This window comes from Variovorax sp. P4_B10 (assembly GCF_056402375.1).
Window position 1 is genome coordinate 1 of the sequence record NZ_JBFUHN010000089.1, and the last position, 25069, is coordinate 25069.

At 66.5% G+C, this 25069-nt stretch carries 25 protein-coding genes and 1 pseudogene; 17 read left to right on the forward strand and 9 right to left on the reverse strand.

What is annotated here, in order from left to right:
- The 4 genes and pseudogenes from AC1DXX_RS28560 to AC1DXX_RS28575 form a co-directional block, all read left to right on the forward strand.
- A partial coding sequence (locus AC1DXX_RS28560; protein WP_478137583.1) for a hypothetical protein occupies positions 1-432 on the forward strand: 432 nt, incomplete at its 5' end.
- 91 nt (positions 433-523) lie between these two features.
- Positions 524-802: pseudogene (locus AC1DXX_RS28565) on the forward strand (hypothetical protein); the annotation flags it as partial.
- Between the two features lie 18 nt (positions 803-820).
- Entirely contained in the window at positions 821-1993 is a 1173-nt protein-coding gene (locus AC1DXX_RS28570; RefSeq protein WP_478137584.1) for a hypothetical protein, read from the forward strand.
- 379 nt (positions 1994-2372) lie between these two features.
- Positions 2373-2972, forward strand: a complete 600-nt coding sequence (locus AC1DXX_RS28575; protein ID WP_478137585.1) for a hypothetical protein — start codon at positions 2373-2375, stop codon at positions 2970-2972.
- On the opposite strand, the gene AC1DXX_RS28580 is transcribed toward AC1DXX_RS28575, so the two are convergent.
- Positions 2914-3888 (reverse strand): alpha/beta hydrolase family protein, encoded by a 975-nt coding sequence (locus tag AC1DXX_RS28580; protein WP_478137586.1) that lies wholly within the window; start codon positions 3886-3888, stop codon positions 2914-2916. The two genes, AC1DXX_RS28575 and AC1DXX_RS28580, sit on opposite strands and share 59 nt — an antisense overlap.
- Positions 3889-3918: 30 nt before the next feature.
- The gene (locus tag AC1DXX_RS28585; protein WP_478137587.1) at positions 3919-4743 is read right to left on the reverse strand and encodes an AraC family transcriptional regulator; all 825 of its coding nucleotides are present in this window, start codon (positions 4741-4743) and stop codon (positions 3919-3921) included.
- A 145-nt stretch (positions 4744-4888) separates the two neighbouring features.
- On the opposite strand from AC1DXX_RS28585, the gene AC1DXX_RS28590 reads away from it, so the two are divergent.
- A complete protein-coding gene (locus AC1DXX_RS28590) occupies positions 4889-6244 on the forward strand; it encodes an NAD(P)/FAD-dependent oxidoreductase (protein WP_478137588.1) in 1356 nt (451 codons plus the stop codon).
- Between the two features lie 9 nt (positions 6245-6253).
- On the opposite strand, the gene yjjJ is transcribed toward AC1DXX_RS28590, so the two are convergent.
- Both yjjJ and AC1DXX_RS28600 read right to left on the reverse strand, forming a co-directional pair.
- Positions 6254-7585, reverse strand: a complete 1332-nt coding sequence (gene yjjJ / locus AC1DXX_RS28595; RefSeq protein ID WP_478137589.1) for a type II toxin-antitoxin system HipA family toxin YjjJ — start codon at positions 7583-7585, stop codon at positions 6254-6256.
- Positions 7586-7727: 142 nt separating this feature from the next.
- Positions 7728-8660, reverse strand: a complete 933-nt coding sequence (locus AC1DXX_RS28600; RefSeq protein WP_478137590.1) for a LysR family transcriptional regulator — start codon at positions 8658-8660, stop codon at positions 7728-7730.
- Between the two features lie 147 nt (positions 8661-8807).
- Here AC1DXX_RS28600 and AC1DXX_RS28605 point away from each other — a divergent pair, with 147 nt between their 5' ends.
- From AC1DXX_RS28605 to AC1DXX_RS28615, 3 genes are all read left to right on the forward strand, one after another.
- Positions 8808-9773, forward strand: a complete 966-nt coding sequence (locus AC1DXX_RS28605) for a Bug family tripartite tricarboxylate transporter substrate binding protein (RefSeq protein WP_478137591.1) — start codon at positions 8808-8810, stop codon at positions 9771-9773.
- Positions 9773-11683 carry a CocE/NonD family hydrolase gene (locus tag AC1DXX_RS28610; RefSeq protein ID WP_478137592.1) on the forward strand — a complete coding sequence of 637 codons (1911 nt, stop codon included), beginning with the start codon at positions 9773-9775 and terminating at the stop codon, positions 11681-11683. The genes AC1DXX_RS28605 and AC1DXX_RS28610 overlap by 1 nt, the downstream gene beginning before the upstream one ends.
- A gap of 141 nt (positions 11684-11824) precedes the next feature.
- Positions 11825-13126 carry a porin gene (locus tag AC1DXX_RS28615; RefSeq protein WP_478137593.1) on the forward strand — a complete coding sequence of 434 codons (1302 nt, stop codon included), beginning with the start codon at positions 11825-11827 and terminating at the stop codon, positions 13124-13126.
- A gap of 21 nt (positions 13127-13147) precedes the next feature.
- Here the strand turns inward: AC1DXX_RS28615 and AC1DXX_RS28620 are convergent, their stop codons facing one another.
- From AC1DXX_RS28620 to solA, 3 genes are all read right to left on the reverse strand, one after another.
- Complete coding sequence (locus tag AC1DXX_RS28620; protein WP_478137594.1) at positions 13148-13807, reverse strand: Asp/Glu/hydantoin racemase; 660 nt, start codon at positions 13805-13807, stop codon at positions 13148-13150.
- Positions 13808-13811: 4 nt separating this feature from the next.
- The gene (gene panE, locus AC1DXX_RS28625) at positions 13812-14744 is read right to left on the reverse strand and encodes a 2-dehydropantoate 2-reductase (RefSeq protein WP_478137595.1); all 933 of its coding nucleotides are present in this window, start codon (positions 14742-14744) and stop codon (positions 13812-13814) included.
- Positions 14745-14810: 66 nt separating this feature from the next.
- On the reverse strand, positions 14811-16031 hold the full coding sequence (gene solA / locus AC1DXX_RS28630; protein ID WP_478137596.1) for an N-methyl-L-tryptophan oxidase: 1221 nt from the start codon (positions 16029-16031) through the stop codon (positions 14811-14813).
- A gap of 116 nt (positions 16032-16147) precedes the next feature.
- On the opposite strand from solA, the gene AC1DXX_RS28635 reads away from it, so the two are divergent.
- Positions 16148-16705, forward strand: coding sequence for an NADPH-dependent FMN reductase (locus AC1DXX_RS28635; RefSeq protein ID WP_478137597.1), 558 nt, complete (start codon positions 16148-16150; stop codon positions 16703-16705).
- A 75-nt stretch (positions 16706-16780) separates the two neighbouring features.
- On the opposite strand, the gene AC1DXX_RS28640 is transcribed toward AC1DXX_RS28635, so the two are convergent.
- Entirely contained in the window at positions 16781-17428 is a 648-nt protein-coding gene (locus AC1DXX_RS28640) for an FMN-dependent NADH-azoreductase (RefSeq protein ID WP_478137598.1), read from the reverse strand.
- A gap of 133 nt (positions 17429-17561) precedes the next feature.
- Between AC1DXX_RS28640 and AC1DXX_RS28645 the strand changes: the two genes are divergently transcribed.
- The 8 genes from AC1DXX_RS28645 (at position 17562) to AC1DXX_RS28680 (ending at position 24274) form a co-directional block, all read left to right on the forward strand.
- Complete coding sequence (locus AC1DXX_RS28645; RefSeq protein WP_478137599.1) at positions 17562-18479, forward strand: LysR family transcriptional regulator; 918 nt, start codon at positions 17562-17564, stop codon at positions 18477-18479.
- A gap of 126 nt (positions 18480-18605) precedes the next feature.
- Complete coding sequence (locus AC1DXX_RS28650; RefSeq protein ID WP_478137600.1) at positions 18606-19247, forward strand: peroxiredoxin; 642 nt, start codon at positions 18606-18608, stop codon at positions 19245-19247.
- A 19-nt stretch (positions 19248-19266) separates the two neighbouring features.
- Positions 19267-19842 (forward strand): RBBP9/YdeN family alpha/beta hydrolase, encoded by a 576-nt coding sequence (locus AC1DXX_RS28655; RefSeq protein WP_478137601.1) that lies wholly within the window; start codon positions 19267-19269, stop codon positions 19840-19842.
- Positions 19839-20864, forward strand: coding sequence for a sulfate ABC transporter substrate-binding protein (locus tag AC1DXX_RS28660; protein WP_478137602.1), 1026 nt, complete (start codon positions 19839-19841; stop codon positions 20862-20864). Before AC1DXX_RS28655 ends, AC1DXX_RS28660 begins: the two co-directional genes overlap by 4 nt.
- Positions 20865-21752 (forward strand): sulfate ABC transporter permease subunit CysT, encoded by an 888-nt coding sequence (gene cysT / locus AC1DXX_RS28665; RefSeq protein WP_478137603.1) that lies wholly within the window; start codon positions 20865-20867, stop codon positions 21750-21752.
- A gap of 1 nt (position 21753) precedes the next feature.
- Complete coding sequence (cysW, locus tag AC1DXX_RS28670) at positions 21754-22656, forward strand: sulfate ABC transporter permease subunit CysW (protein ID WP_478137604.1); 903 nt, start codon at positions 21754-21756, stop codon at positions 22654-22656.
- A gap of 20 nt (positions 22657-22676) precedes the next feature.
- Complete coding sequence (locus AC1DXX_RS28675; RefSeq protein WP_478137605.1) at positions 22677-23774, forward strand: sulfate/molybdate ABC transporter ATP-binding protein; 1098 nt, start codon at positions 22677-22679, stop codon at positions 23772-23774.
- Positions 23771-24274: a disulfide bond formation protein B gene (locus tag AC1DXX_RS28680; RefSeq protein ID WP_478137606.1), complete on the forward strand. Its 504-nt coding sequence runs from the start codon at positions 23771-23773 to the stop codon at positions 24272-24274. The genes AC1DXX_RS28675 and AC1DXX_RS28680 overlap by 4 nt, the downstream gene beginning before the upstream one ends.
- Before the next feature lie 64 nt (positions 24275-24338).
- On the opposite strand, the gene AC1DXX_RS28685 is transcribed toward AC1DXX_RS28680, so the two are convergent.
- Positions 24339-25069, reverse strand: a 731-nt coding sequence (locus AC1DXX_RS28685; RefSeq protein WP_478137607.1) for a glycosyltransferase family 2 protein, incomplete at its 5' end; no start/stop codon positions are given.

Below are 25069 nucleotides of genomic sequence, written 5' to 3' on the forward strand. Positions count from 1 at the left end.
GGCCCCATCGTGCCGGCCGGCGAGCCCGCCACGCTCGACACCATGAAGCGCGACACCTACTTCTACGGCACCATCGGCGGCGACTACATCTCCATGCGCGACGACACGGCGCGCAGCAAAGAAGATGCATTGCGGTGGGTGCGCCAGATCGTGGTTCCCACCGACCCCAGGGTGGCGCTTGCCGGCTGGAATCCTGAAGTGCAGAAGGCGGTCTACGCCGCCAAGGTCGTGGTCGGCATGACCCGGCCCCAAGTGCTGATGTCGCTCAGCTACCCGTCGCGCAACGACACCAAGGACCTGAGCGCCAACGCATGGCGGTACTGGACGGTGCAGGAAGACGAGCCGGTCGATGTGCTCTTCGGTGCCGATGGCACGGTGAGCGGCTTCTCGGGCAAGCCCTCGGCGGTTCGCACGGTCGAATTCCGGCGCTGATCATCATGGTGCTCTCTCCCGGCGTGCCTCGGCGCACGCGCTTGGCTGTGGGCCGCAGCCCTTGCGGCCTGCTCGCTCTTGACGCTATGGCAAGGGCACCTCGCGCCCGAAGCTCTACACCATCGGGATCAGCGTCAACGCGACGTTCAAGCTCAGCGACCAGAAGTTCCGCCGCTCGGGCCAGATCCGCGCCCAGTGGACGCTCCACGGCCGACCCGCTCGGCCGGAACTGGCCGGTGCAGTCGTGGGCGTATGGGGGCAGTGGAGCGAGCTGCGCTACGACTTCTGCGTTGGCGCGCCCATCAGCAAGCCCGAGGGTTATCGCACGGACAAGGTGACGCCCGGCTTCAATCTCAATGCAAGTTTCTAACAACAGGGAATGTCAAACATGAAAAAACGAATGCTTGCGAAAGCAGTTGCCTTGCTCGCCATCGGTGTGCTGCATGGCTGTGGCGGTGGCGGAGGCGGCGGTGGTGGCGGCGCATTTTTGCCGATCGCTGCAGCGCCGGCACCAACTCCTGGCGCTGATCCGGCCCCGGCACCCGGCGTTGCTCCGGCGCCTGCGCCGGTTCCTATCTCTTCGCCGGCAACCTCGATCAAGCGGGCGCTCGACACCATCAGCCCCATTGCGGCTAATGGCGATCTTGATGTCCAGTTGTCTCTCGATCTCGCAACAGCCACTTCGGTTACCTACACGCTCGAGAACCCCGACGGTAGCAACGTTGTCGCTGTATCTCAACATGCCGGAACGGCAGGGGTGTTCTTCCCGAGAACGACGGCGTTGATCAAGCTGTTGATGCCCAAAATCGCACCGGGCTTCTACGTGTTGAGGGCCAAAGGTCAAATCTTGGACATGACTACATCGAAATTGAGATACGTCGAGGCAACCTTGCCCATCCAATTGGGCGCGTTCTCGCTGAACATGGCGAGTTTGAGTTATTCCAGCGGTCTGATCATCGGCGGGTCATCGCGCCTCATGCCCCTGACCTACACCAGCGCCCTCGACGGAACGCTCTACATCTACCCCATGGGGCAGGCGTCCGGTGTCTGTGCCGCAAAGACCGCTGCGGAACTCCCGAGCGTGCCGAACGTTAAGGCCAGTGTTGTCACCGGGTCCGTGAACTACAGCACGGGCACGTTTGGTCCGGCAACGTCGTTTGCCGATGCAGATACAGCATGCCTGCAGTTCGTGCGGGCGAGCGATTCGGTGGCCGAGACGCCGTACACCTTCAATTTCCGCTATCTGTCGCTGCCGGCATCTGGCGATCTGCTCTTCTCGCTGGGAGCGGACCCCGCCACGGTGTCCAAGGAAACTCTCAGCCTGATCTCGATGCCCTGGGATGGAAACTCCAGTGGCTTCTTCAATTGGTTGGAACGGCGTCAAGTCTTTACGTCCGGCGACGTGCTGCAGCAGTCCACCGCCAATAGCTCGCGCATCAGCCTCGAGCAAGCTGTTGGTACTTGGCAATACAGACTGGCMGCGCCAATCACGACCGATCATCCGTTCTATGTTGCAAAGGTTGAAGGCCGACCGCCAATGGTCTTCTTTGTGAAGCCCTGACATCGCATCGACGGTGGCACAGCGTTTGTTGAACGGCGACGGTCAATGGGTGCGTGCCGCCGCGAGGGGCTCTTGTGCTGCTCTCCTCGCGGCGCGGCTTTCGTGCAGCCAAGCTCACCTTCAATCCTGCTTCGGCACAACTCCTCACTGATGGCGTTCGAATGCGTAGGCCCGCAGCTTGCCAACTCTCCCCGCTTCTCTCAAACCCGTCGTCGAGTCTCAATCTCTCAAAACCGATCACGGCTGCCCGAAGTTGGAGCCGTCTGAGACCACTCAATCGACTTCAAACATTTTAGAAAAACCAATGAGAGCTTCATGAAACGCATCGTTACCGTCTGCGCCATTGCCGCCATGCTCGGTCGCATGCGCCGGTCGGCCCATGCAAGCGACCAATGAAGAGCCAGAACCGCTGTCACATCCCCGGGTCGAGATCGTCTACAACGCCAAGTCCGAATTGGAGGTTCTGGATACTGGCGCAACGCCGACGGTCGGGCTCGGTGGCTTGTTCGGCCCAGTGGGCGTGCTGGTTTCGATCGGCGTGGACGCTGCCAGTCGTAACAACTCGATCAACCAGGTGGAGAGTCGCGGCAAGCGCTTCCAACAGGCGGTGCGGGACAGCAACGGCGAGTTGACGCTGCATCAGGAATACGCCGAGCGCCTCGCCGAAGTCATGCGCGCGACGGGCCGCGAGGTCAAGCTCACGCCAAGCGACCGCGCCACTGGCGGCGCGCGAAAGATGGAACTCGCTGGCCTGACGGCTACGCCGGGCTATGAGGTGATGCTGCTGCGCATCACCGCCGGCTACGGAGCGCCGAGCTTGACTGCGGACTTCCGGCCCGTCATTGTGGTGGGGTACGCGCTGCGCGACGACAAGCTTCAGCCCCTCACATGGAACTCCATCACATCAAATCGAGGCAGTCCTAGCGCTTTGGCGCCTGCACCAGGTGCTGCCGGAAGAAGGCAAGCACCTTGGCATTGAAGTCGGCGTGGAAGGCCGCGCGGTCGAAGCCGGGGCCGTCGCGGCAGATGTCGGACAGGGCCTGGGTCATCGCAGGCGAGCAGGGCGCCAGAAACGCAAAGTGCCCGGCGTTCGCGGCCACATGCCAGTCCGGCGCCACGGGYAGGTCGCGGCGAACCGCTTCCACGTCGTGCAGCGTCACCCCGTCGCCACCCAGGGCAGAGGCCCAGAGCTGGATCGGCGTCGTCGCTTGCTTCAGTCCGTCGGCATCGAAAAAGCTCAGCGGATCGACGATGACGGCCGCCTTGATGCGGGCATCGCGCACGGGGGGCGGCGGCAGTTCATTGCGGCGGATCTGCCCGCAGAACGGAATGTTCGACACCGGTGCGCAGAACCGCGAGCCCAGCCTGAAGTCGGGAACCGCACCGGCCGCCACGAGGCCGGTGTAGCCGCCTCGGGAGAATCCGAAGAAACCGACCTGGTCGGCGGCAATCTTCGAATGCCCCGGCCATGCATCGAGCATGTAGTCCGCCAGTCGCCGCATGTCGACGGGCCGCGAGGCGAACGTCGAGAGATACCCCCGGCGGGCCAGATCCTGGAAGTTGTCGTTCGGATGGCTGATGGCCGCGACGACGAAGCCCGCATCGGCCAGCGTCGCCGCCGTGTCGTGGTGTCCGAGGAACGAGCCACCCGAACCGTGCGAGACCACCACGAGCGGCAGCCGCGCGCCGGAGACGGGGCAGTCCTTCACTCCGGAAATCACGAGTGGATCGAGCGCGATCCGGCCGGCCGGCGCGTCACAGGGTGTCCATACCGCGCCGCGCAGCGCCGGCCCGTCCTTGTCGGCCGGCACCTCGATGAAGCTGAAGCCTGCGGCATGACTCAGCGTTGCAGAAAGACAGAATACGGCGGAAAGGGCAATGTGGCGCAGGGACATGGGCGTAGGGATGGAAGGTGGTGGACGAGGTCAGTTCGCGGCACGGATGGGAATCAGAAGATGGGTGCGCAGCTCGGCCCGCGCGACCTTGCGCGGCGAGTTCAGGTAGTGCTCCAGCACGGGGCGATCGTCGGGCTCGTAGCCGCTGCCCGGCAGCCATCGCGCATAGAGCGTGGTGATCGCCGCGTTGATGCGGGCGTAGGGGCCGATGAGGCAATGCAACGCATAGCGGCCGGCCGGGATCTCCAGCATTTCGATGTCCGCATTCACAGGCCATGGTGCCACCGAGGCCGCTGCGGCGTAGTACCTGAAATCGTCCGGGTCCTCAGGGTCGCCGGAGGAGATGCCCAGCCAGTCCGACACGGTTCTTTCTCCGGCATGAACGCGCAGCAGCCGCTGGGTGTGAGGAATGGTGGAAGGCGGCCCCCGGTGGCGCAGCGCATGCACCTGCTGCGCGGGCCGTTCGACGATCCGCACCGACGCCACGGGGCCGGCATCGAGCGCCACGCGGTGCATCTGCTGCTGGAACTCGCTCGGCGACTGCCCGGTGAACTGGCCGAAGGCGCGCGTGAAGGCCTGCGGGCTGTCGTAGCCCGCTGCCATCGCCACCTGCGTGATGCTCTGGCTGCCTTCCTCCAGCCATCGCGTGGCCAGCGCCAGCCGCACGCGGCGCACGGTGGCCGCCACCGTTTCGCCGGCGATGCTGCTGTAGATGCGGTGGAAGTGAAAGGGCGAGAAATGCGCCAGGCGCGCCAGGTCTTCGAGGCGGTGCTGCGCCATCGGGTCGGCCACGATGGCCGCGACGGCGCGCGCCACGCGCTCCCTGTAGTTCTGCTCGGCACGCCGGGGTTTCATGGCCGACAGTGTGCCGCTGCCGGGCCGGCACCGCTTAGCAGACTTTGCGCAAATGAGCGGATTTCCGGAAGGCGTCCCTGACGAGCGGCGGTGCGCAGCGGGGGCGTTATGCTGTGCGGCATGGTTAACAATGTTGTCCAACTGAATGCCTCCGACTGAAGCTTCCCAAGTCAGCCCGGGCACCGATCCATCCTGCGATGTGTTGGTGATCGGCGGCGGCCCCGCCGGATCGACCGTGGCGGCGCTGCTGGCGCAACAGGGCCGCAACGTGGTGCTGCTCGAAAAGGCGCACCACCCGCGCTTTCACATCGGCGAATCGCTGCTGCCGGCGAATGTCGAGCTGTTCGACAAGCTCGGCGTGCGCGACCAGGTCGAGAAGATCGGCATGCCGAAGTTCGGCATCGAGTTCGTCTCGCCCGAGCATGAGCACCGCAGCTATGTGGAATTCGCCGAGGGCTGGGACAAGTCGCTCGACTCCGCCTGGCAGGTGCGCCGCTCCGAACTCGACGAGCTGCTGTTCCGCAACGCAGCCACGCGCGGCGCGCAGACGATCGAAGGCTGCAAGGTGCGCGACGTGGCCTTCAACGCCGACGGCGCGACAGTGCAGGCCGAGATGGACGACGGCGCCAGGCGCAGCTGGCGCGCCCGCTTCGTGGTCGATGCGACGGGGCGCGACACGCTGCTGGCCAACAAATTCCGCTGCAAGGAAAAGAACCCCGACCACAACAGCACGGCCGTCTTCGGCCACTTCACCAACGCCGAGCGGCTCGAAGGCAAGAAGGAAGGCAACATCAGCATCTGCTGGTTTCCGCACGGCTGGTTCTGGTTCATTCCGCTGGCCGACGGCACCACCAGCGTGGGCGCGGTCTGCTGGCCGTACTACCTGAAGACGCGCGACAAGCCGCTGAAGGATTTCTTCTACGACACCATCGCGCTGTGCCCGGTGCTGGTCGACCGCCTGAAGAGCGCCACGCTGGTCGACGACGCGGTGCATGCCACCGGCAACTTCTCGTACTCGAGCACCCACGCCACGGGCGACCGCTACCTGCTGCTGGGCGACGCCTTCACCTTCATCGACCCGATGTTTTCTTCGGGCGTGTACCTGGCCATGCACAGCGCCTTCGACGGCGCCGAGCTGGTGGCCACGGCGCTCGACCGGCCGGCCGAGATGGCCGGCGTGCGCCAGGCCTTCGAGGCCATGATGCGCAAGGGGCCGAGCGAGTATTCGTGGTTCATCTACCGCGTGACCAACCCGACCATCCGCGACATGTTCATGCACCCGGGCAACCCGTTCCGGGTGAAGGAGGCGCTGATGTCGCTGCTGGCTGGCGACATCTACAAGGGCACGCCGATGTGGGGCGCGCTGCGCATGTTCAAGGTGCTGTACTACGGCATCTCGATCGCGAACTTCCGGCGCACCTGGGCGGGCTGGAAGCGGCACCGCTTCAACACCCGCGACATGGGCGCGTTGAAGGGCGAGACGGTCCTCAAGTCGGAGTAGTTGCCGGCTTCAGGCACCTGGCGTGTCTTCGAGCAGCAGCCGCGCGTTTTGCCGCGCCGTCGCTCGAAACGATGCGGAGATGCGCTCGTCGGCCGCCACCGTCTGCCAGAACACGACAGCAAGTTGACGGGCGCGCGGCCACTCCGGCAGCGTCTCGATGCTGGGCGCAAGGCCGGTGGCCGCGAGATCGCGTGGCGGCAACTCGCCACTGGTGGCTGCGTACAGCGTCGGCAATACGTCATAAGCCGGCGCCAGGCGCCAGTCATCGCCTTCGATGAGCAGCGAGATGTTGCCGTAGTGGCGATCGGTGTTGCCGATCAGCCGGCCGAAGGCCTCCAGAAAGCGCAGGCGCGCTGCATCGTCGGCGCGCAGCAGGCCGCGCGAGGCCATGCGGTTGGCGGTGGCCGCCCAGTTGTCGATCTTGCCGATGTACTGCGCGTCGTAGGCCATCAGCGACACCATGCCGATGCGGCCTTGCGCCGTGCGATCGAAGCGCTCGACCTCCAGGAAAACGCGGCCGGCCTTGACGAAGATGCGCGTGGAGGCCGCGGCCACGCCGGCGTCCGCGAGCGTACGCAATGCAAGGTGCTCGCAGACGAGCAGGTCGCGCGAGCGGCGGTCGACGGCCGAGGTGCCGGCCGTCGAGAACTTGACGATGACCTGCCGGCCATTGCGCACGGTGCAGAACTTCGGCTGCTCGCCGCCGGCCGACGAGCCTGGCAGCGTGCCCTGCATGGCGCTTTCGGCCATGGCCGGATAGTCGGCTGCCGATACGCGATGCACCGCGCGTGCGGCGATCGCGTGAAAGCGTCGGAACGACTCCGCGCCGACGATGAGGTTGCCTGGCAGGTCTTCGCCGCACAGCGCCAGCGCCAGCAGCACGTCGTCGTCGTTCCAGTGCTCGGGGTTGGCGGGCAGGCCGAGTTCGGGATGCCCCTGCGCAAAGGCGCGCCCGATGAAGCCCTGGGGCCGCATGTCGGAAAGAAACCAGGGCAGGCCGTCGTGCAGTGCGCTGCGGCCTTCCTGCTCGTCCATCCAGCAGCGGCCGCCTTGCAGCGGCACGATGCGGCCGAATGGCACGGGGTTGCCGGCCGCGTCGATTCTGGTCACGGGCACTTCGGTGCCGACCCGTTCGACATGCCGCGGCACGATGTACATCTGCGAGCGCGCCGCGCCCACCTTGAGGATTTCGGCGCTCCGGATCAGCGGCGCCAGCGCGCGTGAAACGGTCGGCTGGCTGACACCGAGCTGCGCCCGGATGTCGGCAGCGGTTGCCGCACCCTGCGAACGGGTGAACGCCAGCGCAGCTTGCGTGAGGGAGAGTGGAGACGAGGCGGCCATTGAATATCAATGTGAATAGATAAATTATCCTCTTTCTCATTGATAAATTAAAAAAAATGAATCTATATATGAATAGATAAATAAGGTGGAAATTTCGAATCGTGAGCACGACACGCTGCTCGATCCAACGCGGAATCGACAGTCACGTTCGCCGGAACACGCACGTCGTCAGGTCCTCGGGCAGCACCCGCTCCATGACGGTGTCGACCAGGCACTCCGCAAACGCTGCGTGCAGGGGGTCCGGCTGCGACTGCGCCAATGAGATGAATCCGAGCGTGTAGGGGATGCGTGGACGAAAAGGGCGCCGCACGATGGCGGGATCGCGGCAGTAGCTCGCCAGCAGGGCGTTGACGATGGACACGCCCATGCCCTGCGCCACGATGCTGCAGGCCACCGCCACGGAATGGACCTCGGCGACGATCCGGGGGCGCGCGCGGGTCTGCCGCAGCACCATGTCGATGTCCTCGCGCATCGCGTGCTGCCGCCCGAGCAGCACCATCGGAACCTGATCCAGGTCGGCAGGCGTCACGGCCTCCAGCGACGCCAGCGGATGCCCGGATGGCAGGACGCAGACCGCCTCGGTTTCGAGGCAGGGCTCGGCGTGCAGGTCCGCATGCTGCGTGGGCAGCAGCGCCAGCGCCAGGTCGGCGTCGCGGCTCAGCACCGCGCGCTCGGCGAACCCATAGGAACCGGTCCTCACCTCCAGGGACAGGTCGGGATGGTCGCGGGCGAAGCGCTCGAGCACGGTCGGCATGATCTTCGTCGCCATGGTGCTGGGGACCACCACATTGAGCAGCCGGCGCCGAAAACCGGCGACACGCAGTTGCTGTGCGTGCCGCGCGAAACACTGCGCGAGTTCGACCAGCCGGCCGGCGTCCTGGCCCAGGGATTCCGCCTCGCGCGTGGCAACCAGCCGGCCGCCCCGGCGTTCGAACAACACGAGGCCGAGGCTGTCCTCGAACTGTCCCAGCAGCCGGCTGACCGCCGACTGGGACAGTCCGAGCCGCCTTGCCGCTGCCGTGGTGGAGCCTGACAGCATCACGGCCTGAAACGCCTCGATCTGCTTGAAGTTCATCCTGCGCGTTTCCTTCCCGGCCCCGGTTCGGGCGCCACTTTTCGCATCGTCCCATGCGGCATCGTCATAGTGTTGTGCCCCTGCAGGACGCTCTCGACAATCGTCGCACAACCCGCCAACCGACCGCCAACCGTCCGAGAACCGACCATGCGCAAGCTGCCATACAAACTCTTTTTTTCCTGCGCCATCCTGGTCCTCTGCGGCCGCCTGGCCATGGCGGGGGAGTTTCCGGACAGGCCGGTGCGCATCATCGTGCCATTTCCGCCGGGTGCGGCGACGGACGCCACGATGCGTGCGGTGGCCATGAAGCTGGCCAGCGAATGGAAACAGCCGGTGATCATCGACAACAAGGCCGGCCTGACCACCGGCACCATCGCCGCGGCGGCCGCGGCACCCGATGGCTACACCCTCCTGCTGGGCACCTCCGCCACCATGGTGACGACGCCGATGACGATGGCCAAACCGACTTACGTCGTGGCGCGTGACTTCGTGCCCGTCGGCCGCATGGTCACCCTGGCGCCCGTCCTGGTGACCCATCCTTCGACCGGCGTGAAATCGCTCAAGGAGTTGATCGCGGCCGCCAAGAGCCACCCCGGCGAGTTGAATTTCGCCTCCAGTGGCGTCGGTACGCCCGGCCACCTGGTCATGGAGCAACTGCAATCGATGACGGGGATCCGCATGCTGCACATCCCCTATAAGGGCGGTGCGCCCATCGTGTCGGACCTGGTGGGCGGGCAGGTGCAGTTTGCGATGAACGCGCTGCCCAGCGTGCTCGAATTCGTCAAGACCGGCAAGCTGGTGGCGGTGGCCGTGGGGCAGCAAGAGCGCGCCRGGGCGTTGCCCCAGGTGCCGACGATCTCGGAGACGGTGCCGGGCTTCGACTTCACGATCTGGTATGGCCTTTTCGCTCCCGCCAAAACGCCGCCGGAGGTCGTGGCCAAGATCGGCCGCGACCTCCGGCTCGCGCTCGGTGACGCCGATGTCGCCCGCAAGCTTCAGGCCCAGGGCAGCGACCCGGCGCCCAGCACGCCGCAGGAACTGCTTCAGCTGATGCGCAAGGAAACCGAGCAGTGGCAGAAGATCATCCGCGACCGCAACCTCCAGATCCAATGATGAGCACCCCCAAGATGCGCACGGCCGCGGAGGCGCCGTCCCTCCGCAGCGATGTAAAGACACAGAGCGACATGATGGTCACCATGCGCGACGGCGTGCGCCTGGCAACCGATGTTCATCGTCCGGCACGCGGCGGTGTCCCGCTGACGGGCGCATTCCCGGTCCTGATGGAGCGCACGCCGTATGGCAAGACGCGCATCTCCAGGCGCGAGCGCACGATGCGCGAGCCGCACGCGCTGCGGCGCGACGAGGTCGCCGCCTATTTCGTCCGGCAGGGCTACGTGGTGGTCGTGCAGGACTGCCGGGGCCGCCATGGGTCCGAAGGCCGGTTTGCCAAGTACCTGGGCGAGGCCAACGACGGTCACGACACGGTGGCCTGGATTCGCGAGCAGCCGTGGTGCGACGGCCGTGTAGGCACCTTCGGGCTGTCCTACGGGGCGCACACCCAGACCGCCCTGGCGACGCAGCGGCCCGCCGGCCTGCGCGCCCTCTTTGTCGAGTTCGGGGGCTTCGCCAATGCCTACCGCGGCGGTATCCGCCACGGCGGCGCGTTCGAACTCAAGCAGGGCACCTGGGCGTTCCGGGAGGCGCGCGCCAACCTGTCCGCGGAGGCCGACCCGGTGGCCTGCGCCCGGATGGACGCCGAGGACATCGCCGATTGGTACCGCAGCCTGCCCTGGAAGCCCGGGCATTCGCCGCTCGCGGCGGTGCCCGACTACGAGAACTACCTGTTTTCGCAGTGGCAGCACGGCAGTTTCGACGACTATTGGCGCCAGCCCGAGCTGTATGCCGCCGGCCACTACGACGCATTCGACGGCATCCCGGTGCTGCTCATGTGCGGTTGGTGGGATCCGTACGCCCAGAGCACCACCGACAACTACGAAGGCATATCCCGGCGCGAGAAAGGCATCGCCCGGTTGGTGCTCGGTCCCTGGACCCATGGCGAGCGCAGCGTGACCTACGCCGGCGATGTGGACTTCGGTCCGGCGGCCACCCTCGACGGCAACCTCGCCGAGGACTACTTCAGCTTTCGGCGCGACTGGTTCGACCGCTGGTTCCTCGACCGTCACCCCGCACCCGCGGACGACCCGGCGGTGCGCTATTTCCGCATGGGCGGCGGCACCGGCCGGCGCAATGCCGCCGGCCGCCTGGACCATGGTGGCAGCTGGCATGCCGCCGATGCATGGCCGTTGCCCGGCACGGTGCCGACGCCGTACTACCTGCGGGCCGACGGTTCACTGGATCCGGAGGGCGCGGAGCAGGGCAATGCCGCGCTGGCCTTCGACTTCGACCCGGCGCACCCGGTGCCCACCATCGGCGGTTCGATCACCTCCGGCGAACCGCTGATGGTCGCCGGGGCCTACGATCAGCGTACGCATGAGGGCATCTTCGGGGCCGAGCCTCCCTACCTGCCGCTGGCAGCGCGGCGCGACGTGCTGGTGTTCCAGACCGCACCGCTGGCGCAGGACGTCGAGGTGACCGGCCCCGTCACGATCCGGTTGTGGGTGTCCTCGAGCGCGCCGGACACCGACTTCACCGCCAAGCTGATCGACTGGCATCCGCCCAGCGCCGACTACCCGCAAGGTTTCGCGATGAACATCACCGACGGCATCCTGCGCTGCCGGTACCGGCGCTCCTGGGAACACCCCACGCTGCTCGAAGACGGGGAGATCGCCGAGATCACGATCGAGCCCATGCCGACCTCCAATCTGTTCTGCAAAGGGCACTGCATTCGACTGGACGTGTCGAGCAGCAACTTCCCGCGTTTCGACGTCAACCCCAACACCGGTGACGCGGAGGGCAGGGGGCAGCACCGGCAGAGCGCGGTCAATCGCGTTCACCTGTCGCCGCAACGGCCCTCGCATGTCCTGCTGCCGGTGCAGCCGGCGGGCACGCTGCCCGCCGGGTAGTCGTCCGGCCGGCTGAGTCCAGGCCCGGTCTTCCTCTTTTTGAACAGCGACTTTCACCGGTCGAAGCACTGCTGCGCGCGCTCGCTGTTCATGCAATCGGTTCGCCCTTGATCGACATGACTCTTAACCAGGAAACCTGAGATGAAAAAATCCTTGCTCGCCCTTTCTGCGATCGCTGCTTGCGGCGGTGCCGAGGCGCAATCCTCCGTCACGCTGTTCGGCATCGTCGATGCCTCGATCAGTCACTACGCATCGAGTGGCCGAACGAATGTCACGACGTCGCCGGTCACCGGATTGCCCACCGCGATCACTGTCGTTCCGTCGCGCAGCCAGACGGTCCTGGGCAACGGCAACAATGCCTCGAGCCGCTTCGGATTTCGCGGCACGGAGGATCTGGGCGGTGGCTACGCCGCAAGCTTCTGGCTCGAATCGCCGATCGGCAACGACAGCGGAAGCATCGAGAGCAATCCGGTGAGCTTCAACCGCCGTTCCACCGTGAGCCTTTCCGGCCCCTTCGGCGAAGTGCGCCTCGGCCGCGACTACACGCCGACGTACAGGAACAACGCGACATTCGATCCCTTTGGCACGGTGGGGGTGGGCACCAGTGCCGTACAGCAGGCCAACGGTCCTGCCGCATACAGGACCGGTGTCCTGGGCGCAGACGCGAACTCGACCCGCGCGAGCAACAGCGTGGCGTACTTCCTGCCTCCGGATCTGGGCGGCTTCTACGGTCAAGTCATGTACGCCCTTCACGAGAATGCGAAACAGGAAGCGCCGGTCGCCGGAACAGCCGCGCCGACCGACGTCAGCTCGCGCAAAGGCCGCTATATCGGTGGCTGGGTCGGCTACGCGAGCGGCCCGCTGAATGTGGCCGCGTCGTATGGCGAAAGCACGTTGGGCAACTTCTCGGGAACATTGCTCACCGGCACCGCGACGGCCGTCACGGCCGCCGGAATTCGCGGCGCGTATGACGCCAAGGTGAAGACCGCCAACATCGGCGCGTCCTGGGACTTCGACGTGGTGAAGGTCGTGGGGGAGCTGTCGAAGCGCAAGACGGAATTCGAGCAACCCGCGGCCGTTCCAGCCGTATCGGATGCAGCGGATCAGAAGGGGCTTCTTGTGGGAGCGCTGGTCCCGGTCGGTGCGGGCCAGATCAAGTTTTCCTATTCACGGGTCAAGACGACGTTACCGAACACCATCGGCGTCATCGGCCGCATTCCCTACCCGGTCGATACACCCGACCCCACGGTCAGCAAGCTGGCGATCGGCTATGTGCACAACCTGTCGAAACGCACGGCGTTGTACGCAACCGTCGCGCGCGTGTCCAACAGGAACATGGCGGCGCAGACCATCTCGCCTGCCAACCAGGCTGTCACCATGTTCAGCGGTGCGCCGAACGCCAAGGCCACCGGCTACGACTTCGGTGTGCGGCACACGTTCTGACCTCGGATCCGAGCCCGCCGTTCAATTGCGCGCCAGCAAGGCAAGAGCCCGTTCGACACCCAGTTCGGGGCTGCTCAGCACGTCGATGCCAAGACCGCTCAAGGCTTGCGTCACGGGTGCCATCGATGCCTGGGCCAGCACGACGACGTCGGCACCATCGGCCGCGGCCCGGATCGCCTTGGCCAGGGTTGCGATGTAGCGCTCGCTCTCGCCGGCCTGAAAGTGGACCCATGCATCCTGGACGAGAAGGGGGCATGGCTGCACCTCGACACCGGCGTCTGCCGCGGCACAGAGGATCAGCGCGGTCGTCGGCGCGAGCGTGCTTTCGAGCGACGCGATGATCAGCACGCGCGGGCCTGTGCGCACGGCCTTCTCGGCCATGGCCCCGTCGACGCGCAGGGCCGTGAAGGCGCCATGGGTCGGTGTCTTTTCAGCAATGCCACCGATGGTCGAGCAGGTGCACATGACCACCGTCGCGCCACCGGATGCGGCCTCGCGCATGGCGTCGTGAGTACGCGCGACCAGCCCGGCGTGGTCGACGCCGAGAGTGCGGGCATCGGCGAGCAGTTCTTCCATCACCAGATGGCGCATGCGCAGACCGGGCGCGGCCGCGCGGGTCAACCGTTCGAAGGTCGGCACATGCACCTGTGCCGTGTGGAGGAAGGCGAGCGCATCGGCCATGGCGTCAGCCGGCCTCGCGCGCGCGCCGTGCCTCGTAGGCCTTGAGGTGGACATAGGCCGTGCGCAGCACGGAAGGCACCGGCGAATCGGTGCGGGGTGCGCGGCGCAGCAGGTCGCCGAGGATGTGGTCGGCCTCGACCGGTGCGCCACGCACGATGTCCTTGTACATCGAGGCCGTCATCGGCGAGCCGGCCGTCGTCACCACTGCGCGGCCGCGCTGGAGGGCCGTGGGGCGCGGCGCGAAGCCGTTGTGCGCGGCGATGGCACAGCATTCGTCGAAGATCGCGAGTGCCACGTCCTGGCCGCCGGCTGCCACGATGTCGCCGATGGAGGCGCGCATCAGGCTGGTGAGGCCCGCCGCCGAGGCGATGAAGACCCACTTCTCCCACATGTCCTGCGCGATGGTCTCGCTCGCGGTGGCGTCGAACTTCGCACCCACGAACTGGGCCGCGATGGCATCGACGCGGGCCGAGCGTCCGCCGGCGCGCTCGCCGTAGCTCAGGCCGTGCATGTCGTTGAGATGTAGCACGCGGCCTTCGTCGTCGAGCGTGGCGGAGATCATGCAGAGGCCGCCGAGCACGCGCTCCTCGCCGAAGCGCTCGGCCAGCTGGTCGATGTGCTTCATGCCGTTGAGCAGCGGAAGGATCACGGTGTCCGGGCCGACCGCGGGCGCGAACGAATSCATCGTCGAATCGAGGTCGTAGGCCTTGCTGCCGACCACGACCACGTCGTACGGGGCTTCGATGTCTTCGGCCAGCACATGCTTCGGCGCAGGCAGCTGCAGGTTGCCGAAGGGGCTTTGCACCACGAGGCCGGTTTTCGCCAGCTGCGCCGCGCGGCGCGGGCGCAGCAGGAAGGTGACGTCGCGTCCCGCTTCGAGCAAGCGGCCGCCGAAATAACCACCGAGTGCGCCGGCACCCACCACCAGAAATCTCATCGCGCGTTGCTCCTGAAGCTGAAGGTCGGAAGCGGGCGATGATGCCCGGGATCGCGCGAGGCTGCTCTAGGCGGTTTTCTTCTCCAGCAACCGCTGGCGGGCAAAGGGCCGCAGATCCAGTCCATGCGAGCTGGCGCGGCCCAGCACCCGTTCGGCGATGGCCTCGCCCAGGCCCGCCGAATGCTTGAAGCCGTGGCCCGAGCAGGCCGAGGCGATCAGCACGTTGGGCAGGCCGTCGAGCGCATCGATCACGAAGCGGCGGTCGGGTGTCACGGTGTACATGCAGGCGCGCGCCTTGAGGGCACGGCCGCCGATCTGCGGAAAGCGGCCGGCGACGCGGTCGCGGTACATCGCGGCGGTTTCCTCCGGGCTCACGGTGCGGTCGATGGTGTCGGGCGTGGTGGCCGCCACGTACTGCTCGGTGGCGACCTTGAGCGCCGGTTGCGCGGGATCGGAGGAGGGGAAGCCGTACATGTAGTCTTCCTGCCCGTCGCCGAACATCCAGATGAAGATGGGGAAGCGGCCGGGGGCGAAGTCGGCGGCAGCGCTGCCGGCGTCGAACCAGTGCATGACCTGCCGGTGCACCGAGAAGTCGGCCTGCCAGTCGGCGCGGGCCTGTCGGCCCAGGAATTCGGGCAGCCAGGCGCCAGCCGCGACCACGACGCGGTCGGCCGTGAAGCTGGCGGTGCCGGTGTGCACGCGGACCGTGTCGCCGTTGCCCACGGGCTCGACGGCCTGCACGCGTTCGCCGGTTCGCGTCTGCGCGCCCGAAGCGCGTGCCACCGCAAGCTGCGCGCCGATGGCGTCTTCGGGCCGGACGAAACCGGCATCGCGCTCGTGGTAGCCGATCTCGTCGCCTTGCAGACTGAACTGCGGAAWGCGCGCGCGGATGCCGGCCGCGTCGAGCACCTCGTGCGCGATGTCGAAGCGCTCGGCGCAGGCGATGGTGCGGCGCACGAAGTCGGACTTGCCGTGGTGCTCGGCCACGCGGTCGCGCGGCGCGAGGACGAGGCCGCTCGTGGTGGTCATCAGCGGCCTGCCGGTGCGGGCTTCGAGCTCGCGCCAGATGGCGTGCGAGCGCTGCACGAAGGGCACGTACTCGTCGCCTTCGCCGATGGCCAGGCGCGTGATGCGCGAGTCGCCGTGCGAGGAGCCCTGGTCGTGGGGCGGTGCGAACTGGTCGATGCCCAGCACGCGTGCGCCGCGCTGCGAGAGTTGGTAGAGGGTGGCGGCGCCAAGGGCGCCAAGGCCGACGACGATGACGTCATGGTGGGAGGACAGGGTCATGGGCTCCAGCATCTGGCAGGGCGCGCGGCGGCGCAAGAACTTTTCCAGAAAAGGTCATGGGCGATTCGCATAATCGTGTTCGCCATTCTCATCCCCTCACATCAAGGAGTTCATCCATGGCCCAGACCCGGATCGCCGTCGTTGTCGGCAGCCTTCGCAAGGATTCGTTCAACCAGAAGCTCGCAATCGCGCTGACGCGGCTTGCGCCGCCGGACTTCATCTTCGAGCACCTGCGCATCGGCGACCTGCCGCTCTACAACCAGGACGACGACGGCAACCAGGCGCCCGCGGTCAAGCGGCTCAAGAGCGAGATCGCGGCGGCGCACGGCCTGCTGTTCGTCACGCCGGAATACAACCGCTCGATCCCCGGCGTGCTGAAGAACGCCCTCGACCATGCGTCCCGTCCCTACGGCCAGAACGCCTGGGGCGGCAAGCCGGCCGGCGTGGTCGGCATCTCGGTAGGCGCCACCGGCACCGCGCTGGCGCAGCAGCACCTGCGCAACATCCTGGCCTACCTCGACGTGCCGACGCTGGGCGCGCCCGAAGTGTTCCTGCAGGCCAAGGAAGGTCTGTTCGACGACGAGGGCGGCATCGGCAACGAGGGCTCGAAGAAATTCCTGCAGGGCTGGATGGACAAGTACGTGGCCTGGATCAAGAGCCACTCGGCGGCCTGACGATCTTCCGGACGATCGACGCCCATGAAAAAGCCGCCCTCGAAGGGCGGCTTTGTTTTTGGCGCAAGCCCGGGCTCAGGCGACTTGGGCGACGTCCTTCTGGTTCGCGGCTTCGGCCGTCGCCACCAGGATGTCGGAGCGCGCGGTGGCCAGCGCGGCAGCCTTGGGCTCGTCGCCCATTGCAACACCCTCGGCGCGCACGACGCGCACGTCGGTGATGCCGAAGAAACCGAAGACCACCTTGAGGTAGCTCTCCTGGTGTTCGGCGCCCTGGCCCCAATCGCTGGTCGAGTAGACGCCGCCGCGGCTCAAGGCCACGATCACGGTCTTGCCGCCGGCCAGGCCCACGGGGCCCGTTTCGGTGTATTTGAAGGTGCGGCCGACCTGTCCGAGGCGGTCGATCCACGCCTTGAGTTGCGTCGGAATCGAGAAGTTGTAGAGCGGGGCGCCAACGACGACCACGTCCGCTGCGAGGAACTGGCTGACCAGCTTTTCCGACAGCGCGTTCTCGCGTTGCTGGGCTTCGGTCGGCTCGGCCTGCGGGCCGGTCTTGATGGCCAGGGCGTCGGCGCCGAAGTGCGCAGGGGCGTCCACGGCGAGGTCGAGGTACTCGACCGTGGTGTCGGGGTGCGCGGCCTTCCAGGCGGCCACGGTCTCCGCCGTCAGCAGGCGGGAGGTCGAATAGGCACCGAGGATGCTGGAGTCGATGTGGAGCAGCTTCATATCAATCACTTTCGTGTGGATGGTGTCGGCGCTCAAAAGTGGCCGGCGTTGGGAGAATTCTATTTTTGTATCGAGTGACCGATAAGTAGCCAAAATTTGCATAGATCGTCCTGTCTGCAGGACAATCGAGCCCATGCAAGACCTCAACGACATGGTTTTCTTCGCCGAAGTGGCGGAGCGCGGCGGTTTTGCCGCAGCCAGCCGGGCGCTCGGCATTCCCAAGTCGCGCCTGTCGCGCCGCGTGGCGGAGCTGGAAGAGCGGCTCGGCGTGCAGCTGATGCAGCGCAGCACCCGGCGGCTGTCGCTCACGCCGGCCGGCGAGATCTACCTGCGGCACTCGGCCGCCATGCGCGATGCGGCCCAGGCGGCGGCCGAGTCGGTGGCGCAGGTGCAGACCGAGCCCAGCGGGCTGGTGCGCATCAGCTGCCCGGTCACCATCGCACACAGCGGGCTGGCGCAGTTGATGYCGGTCTTCATGGAGCGCTACCCGGCGGTACGCATCGACATGCGGGTGATCAACCGGCCGGTCGACCTGATCGAGGAGGGCATCGACATCGCGCTGCGCGTGCGGCCCACCATCGAGGACAGCACGGTGCTGGTGGCCAAGACCTTCGGCACCAGCCGCGGCGTGCTGGTGGCGAGCCCGGACCTGCTCGCGCGGCAGGGCTCGGTCGACACCCCGGCCGACCTGGCCAGGCTGTATACGGCCGCGATGTCGGTCAACGGCGAGGGGCGCAGCGACTGGCGGCTCGAAGGGCCGAAGGGCGAGATCCATGTGCATTCGCACTTTCCGCGCTACGTGGCGGACGACCTGGCGACCCTGCAGTTCGCCACGCTGGGCGGGGTGGGCGCCACCATGCTGCCCGATTACATGTGCCGGGCCGACGTCGCGGCCGGCCGGCTGGTGAGGCTGCTGCCGGGCTGGGGGCCGTCGCCAGTCCTGGCGCACATGGTGTTCCCGGCGCGGCGGGCGCTGGTGCCGGCAGTTCGCCGGCTGATCGATTTCCTGGCCGAGCACCTGCAGAGTGACGCGGTGCCGCGCATGTTCTAGGTGAAAAAAGCGGGCCGGGTCCGATTCGTTATGCGAAAAACGTCATATCCAAACAAGCAGATATTCGTTTGGCATTGAAGCCGAGGTTCGCACAATCCAGGGCTTCCATCCATCCCAGAAGCGACCATGGCAACTCTGCGACTCGGCGACACCGCCCCCAATTTCACCCAGGAATCCAGCGAAGGTCCCATCGACTTCTATCAGTGGGCTGGCGATTCGTGGGTCGTGTTCTTCTCGCACCCGGCCGACTTCACGCCCGTGTGCACCACCGAACTCGGCAAGACCGCGGCACTGTCGGGCGAGTTTGCCAAGCGCGGCGTGAAGCCCATCGCGCTGAGCGTCGATCCGGCCACCAAGCACAAGGAGTGGATCGGGGACATCAACGAGACGCAGAACACCACGGTCAACTTCCCGATCGTTGCGGACGCCGACCGCAAGGTGTCCGACCTGTACGACCTGATCCACCCGAACGCCTCGGCCACCGCCACGGTGCGCAGCGTGTTCATCATCGACCCGAAGAAGGTGATCCGCACCACCATCACCTACCCGGCATCCACGGGCCGCAACTTCGACGAGATCCTGCGCGTGATCGACTCGCTGCAGCTCACCGACAGCCACAAGGTCGCGACGCCAGTGAACTGGAAGGACGGCGACGACGTGGTCATCATCCCGAGCATCCAGGACCCGGCCGAACTCGCCGAGCGCTTCCCCAAGGGTTTCAAGGCCGTCAAGCCTTACCTGCGCATCACGCCACAGCCGAACAAGTAAGCGCAGGCGGCACTCGCAAATGCAGACGCGCGTCGTCATCGTGCCTGGGTGGCGCGACTCCGGGCCCGGCCACTGGCAGAGCCTGTGGGAGGAGCGCATTCCGGGCGCGGCGCGGGTGATCCAGGACGACTGGGCGTCGCCGCGGCGCGAAGCCTGGGTGTCGACGCTGGCGAAGCTGGTGCTCGACACGCCCGGTCCGGTGGTGATCGCGGCCCACAGCCTGGGCTGCATCGCGACGGCGCACTTGCCGGCGGAGGCCGCTGCCCGCATTCAGGGCGCGCTGCTGGTGGCCCCGGCCGACCCGGAGCGCCGCGCGGTGCTGTCCGACTTTGCGCCCGTGCCGTACGCGGCGCTGCCGTACCGCAGCATCGTGGTGGCCAGCAGCAATGACCCCTACTGCCCGATCCGGCTGGCAGGTGCCTATTCGCGCGCCTGGGGCAGCGAGTTCGTGCGCATGCAGAATGCGGGCCATATCAACATCGATTCGGGGCACGGAGACTGGCCGCTCGGCCTGGCCCTGCTGCAATCGTTGACCGACGAGCCCGCCGCCTGGTCGGCGGGCCGTGAAATTTCAGAAACCTTGGCAACCACATGACTTCCAGAATCAAGACCTTCGTCGCCGTGCTCGCGCTGGCGTCCTCCGCACTCGCCGGCAGCAGCGCCTTCGCACAAGGTTCGTCCAGCACGACGCTGCTGAACGCCTCGTACGACGTGGCCCGCGAGTTCTACAAGGACTACAACGCGGCGTTCGTGGCGCACTACAAGAAGGCCACCGGCAAGGATGTCAAGGTCGACCAGTCGCACGGCGGCTCCAGCGCCCAGGCGCGCGCCGTGGCCGACGGCCTCGACGCCGACGTGGTGACGATGAACACCTCGACCGACATCGACTTCCTCGCCAACGCCGGCGTGGTCGCGAAGGACTGGAACAAGAAATTCCCCGAGAACGCATCGCCGACCACGTCGACCATGCTGTTCCTCGTGCGCAACGGCAACCCCAAGGGCATCAAGGACTGGGACGACCTGGTCAAGCCGGGCGTGCAGGTCGTGATCGTCAACCCCAAGACCGGCGGCAACGGGCGCTACGCCTACCTCGCGGCCTGGGGCTACATCAAGAAGAAGGGCGGCACCGATGCACAGGCTGCCGAGTTCGTCGGCAAGCTGTTCAAGAACGTGCCGGTGCTGGCGCGCGGCGGCCGCGACGCGACCACCGCCTTCCTGCAGCGCAACATCGGCGATGCGCTGATCACCTTCGAATCGGAAGTGGTCTCGATCGACCGCGAATTCGGCACCGGCAAGGTCGACTCGGTCTATCCGTCGATCAGCATCGTGGCCGAGAACCCGGTCGCCGTGGTCGAGCGTACCGTCAACAAGAAGGGCACCGGCGAACTCGCCAAGGCCTACCTCGACTGGCTCTATTCCGAAGAAGCGCAGGAAATCGCCGCCAAGCATGCGCTGCGCCCGCGCTCGCCAGCCGTGCTCAAGAAGTACGCATCGACCTTCAAGCCGCTGCAGCTCTTCACGGTGCAGGAACTGTTCGGCAGCCTCGGCGATGCACAGAAGGTGCACTTCAACGACGGTGGCCAGTTCGACAAGCTCTATACACCCGGCGGCAAGTAAATGAGCGGCGCTGTTTCTTCGGCGCTCCCGTCCGCGGGAGCGCCTTTTTCGCGTGTGAACCGGGCAGGAGGCTCCAGGCGGGTGCTGCCGGGCTTTCACATCACGCTCGGCTTCTCGATCCTCTACCTGAGCCTGATCGTCCTGATCCCGCTGTCGGCGCTGGTCTTCAAGACCTTCACGATGAGCTGGGAGCAGTTCTGGGTGGCCGTGACCGCGCCGCGCGTGATGGCCTCGTACCGGCTGACCTTCGGCGCCTCGCTGATCGCGGCCGTGGTGAACGCGGTGTTCGGCCTGCTGGTGGCCTGGGTGCTGGTGCGCTACAAGTTTCCGGGCAAGCGCATCGTCGATGCGCTGGTCGACCTGCCGTTTGCCTTGCCCACCGCGGTGGCGGGCATTTCGTTGACCGCGCTGCTTGCGGGCAACGGCTGGGTCGGGCAACTGCTCGAGCCGCACGGCATCAAGCTGGCCTTCACGCCGGCGGGCATCGTCATTGCGCTGATCTTCATCGGGCTGCCGTTCGTGGTGCGCACGGTGCAGCCAGTGCTCGAAGACGCGGAGAAGGAGCTGGAAGAAGCCGCCACGTCGCTGGGCGCCACGCGGCTGCAGACCTTCACCAAGGTGATTTTTCCGTCGATCGCCCCGGCATTGCTCACGGGCTTTGCGATGGCCTTCGCACGTGCCATCGGCGAATACGGCTCGGTGATCTTCATCGCCGGCAACATGCCGATGATCTCGGAGATCACGCCGCTCATCATCATCGGCAAGCTCGAGCAGTACGACTATGCGGGCGCCACGGCGGTCGCGCTGGTGATGCTGGTGCTGTCGTTCATCCTGCTGCTGGTCATCAATGGCCTGCAAGCGTGGCAGCGCCGCCGGGCGGGAGCCTGACATGAGCGCACCTTCCAAAGTCATTCGCCGCGCGCAGGCCGGCACCACCGAATCGCCCTGGGTGCGCTGGACGCTGATCGGCCTCGCGCTCGCATTCATGTTCCTGTTCCTCGTGCTGCCGCTGGCGGCCGTGGCAACGGAAGCACTGCGCAAGGGTGTTGGCGCGTACCTCGAGGCGCTGAAGGAACCCGACGCCTGGAGCGCCATCCGCCTCACGCTGATCACGGCCGCCATCGCGGTGCCGATGAACCTCGTGTTCGGCGTGGCGGCCGCCTGGGCCATCGCCAAGTTCGAGTTTCGAGGCAAGGCCTTCCTGACCACGCTGGTCGACTTGCCGTTCGCGGTGTCGCCGGTGGTGGCGGGCCTGATCTACGTGCTGGTGTTCGGCGCGCAGGGCTGGTTCGGTCCCTGGCTCGCCGAGCACGACATCAAGATCATCTTCGCCGTACCCGGCATCGTGCTCGCCACGGTGTTCGTGACCTTCCCGTTCATCGCACGCGAACTCGTGCCGCTGATGCAGGCGCAGGGCACCGACGAAGAGCAGGCCGCCATCGTGCTCGGCGCGACCGGCTGGCAGACCTTCTGGYGCGTGACCCTGCCCAACATCAAGTGGGGCCTGCTGTACGGCGTGATTCTCTGCAACGCGCGCGCCATGGGCGAGTTCGGCGCGGTGTCGGTGGTGTCGGGCCACATCCGCGGCCAGACCAACACCATGCCGCTGCATGTGGAAGTGCTCTACAACGAATACCAGTCGGTGGCCGCGTTCGCCGTGGCCTCGCTGCTGGCGATCCTGGCGCTGGTCACGCTGGTGATCAAGTCGGTCATCGAGTGGCGCCACGAGCGCGAAATGAAGGCCATCGCCGAGCTGCCCCCCGAGCGTCCGCCCGAGCCCACGGCGGCCTGAGAGAGAGAAAGAACGAGATCATGAGCATCGAAATCCGCAACATCAGCAAGCAGTTCGGCGACTTCCGCGCGCTGCGCAACGTGAACCTCGACGTCGAATCGGGCGAGCTCGTCGCGCTGCTCGGGCCCTCGGGCTGCGGCAAGACCACGCTGCTGCGCATCATCGCGGGGCTGGAAACGGCCGACACCGGCAGCATCCTGTTCTCGGGCGAAGACACCACCGACGTGCATGTGCGCGAGCGGCAGGTCGGTTTCGTGTTCCAGCACTACGCGCTGTTCCGCCACATGACCGTGTTCGAGAACGTCGCCTTCGGCCTGCGCGTCAAGCCGCGCAAGGAGCGCCCGGGCGACGCGCAGATCAAGCAGAAGGTGACCGACCTGCTCAAGCTGGTGCAGCTCGACTGGCTGGCCGACCGCTATCCGTCGCAGCTCTCCGGCGGCCAGCGCCAGCGCATCGCGCTGGCCCGTGCGCTGGCGGTGGAGCCCAAGGTGCTGCTGCTCGACGAGCCCTTCGGCGCGCTCGATGCCAAGGTGCGCAAGGAACTGCGCCGCTGGCTGCGCCGGCTGCACGACGAGCTGCATGTCACCTCGATCTTCGTGACGCACGACCAGGAAGAAGCGCTCGAGGTGGCCGACCGCGTGGTGGTCATCAACAAGGGCCAGATCGAACAGGTCGGCTCGCCGCAGGATGTGTGGGACAAGCCGGCGAGTCCTTTTGTCTATGGTTTCCTCGGCGACGTGAACCTGTTCCACGGCCGTGCCGACAACGGCCAGGTGCAGCTCGACGGCATGCGCCTCGATTCGCCCGAGCACAGCGGGGCGCGCGACGCCAAGGCGATGGCCTATGTGCGGCCGCATGACCTGGATGTGACGCGCTACGTGTCCGGCGCCACCGGCATCGTCGCCACGCTGTCGCGGGCGATCGTGGTCGGACCGATCGCGCGGCTGGAACTTGAGCCCACCGAATCGAATCCAGATAATCCGGGCTCCGGAACCATCATCGAGGCGCAACTCCCTGCGCAACAGTTCCGTGACCTGGGCTTGAAGGAGGGCGACACCGTCGTCGCCAATCCGCGCAAGGCCAGGGTGTTCGTAGAAGAAGATTGGGTGTCTCCTTGATCGATTGGTACTTCGGCGCGCCGCGCCGCGCGCATGGGCTGATCTGCCTGGCCTGTGTCCTCATGCTGGCCTTCGGGCTCTATCTGCAGCACGTGGTCGGGCTCGAACCTTGTCCCATGTGCATCGTGCAGCGGTATGCACTGGTGCTGGTGGCACTCTTCACCGGACTTGCCGGCCTGTTCCGCAGCCGGGGGCTGCAGGTGACGGGCGGGTTGCTGGCGCTGGTGGCGGCCGTGGGCGGCGCCTACACCGCGGCGGCGCAGAGCTGGCTGCAGTGGTATCCGCCCGAGGTCGTGTCCTGCGGGCGCGACCTGTACGGCATGATCGAAACCTTCCCGCTCAAGCGGGCGCTGCCGCTGATCTTCCGCGGCGGCGGCGACTGTTCGAAGGTCGACTGGTCGCTGTTCGGCCTGACGCTGGCCAACTGGTCGTTCGTTGCATTCACGGTGCTTTCGCTGCTGCTGATCACGCTGCTTGTGCGTCGGCGCAGCGCGCGCTGAGTTCTTCCGCTGCGTTTGGCGCCCGGCGCAGGCCGTACCGGCTACCGGGCGCACCTCAACGGTGCTACCTCTGAAAAGGTGGCGCCCCGCGCAATTTGCGAATCAGCAAGCCGGGCAACCGCAAGACGAACTCGACCATCAACCGTGCGTGCATCCAGGTCAGCAGCACGTTGTCCCGCCCGTACCGGAAGTGCGAAACCCCGCCTTCCTCGGCCGTCAGGTACTTCACGGGCGCGTCGATGTTCACGGGCTTGACGCCGCGCCAGGCCAGCCGCACGACCGCTTCGGTATCGAAGTCGAAGCGCCGCATCCAGGGTTGCCGCGCCATCACGGCAATCAGGTCGGCGACCGGGTAGACGCGAAAGCCGTAGAGCGAATCGCCCACGCCCGCAAACAGGGTCTCGAGCTGCGTCCATCCATTCGATACGCGTCGTCCGCGCACCCGCAGCAGCGGGGCGCTGGCGTCGAACACAGGCCGTCCCAGCACCATGGTCTCGGGCCGGGCCAGCGAGGCTTGCATGAAGGAAGGGATCAGCTCCGCCGGATGCTGTCCATCGGAATCCATCGTCAGCGCATGCGTGAACCCCGCTTCCTTCGCGGCGCGCAGCCCGTGCAGCACGGCGGCGCCTTTGCCCTGGTTTTGCGGCAACACCCACACGCGCAGCCCCGGATCGTTGGCCGCCATCTGCTGCAGGCGCTCGCCCGTGCCGTCGTCGCTGCCGTCGACCACCACCCAGACCGGGTTCCATTGCGCCCGCGCGCCCTCGACCGTCGAGAACAGGCGTTCGCCCGCGT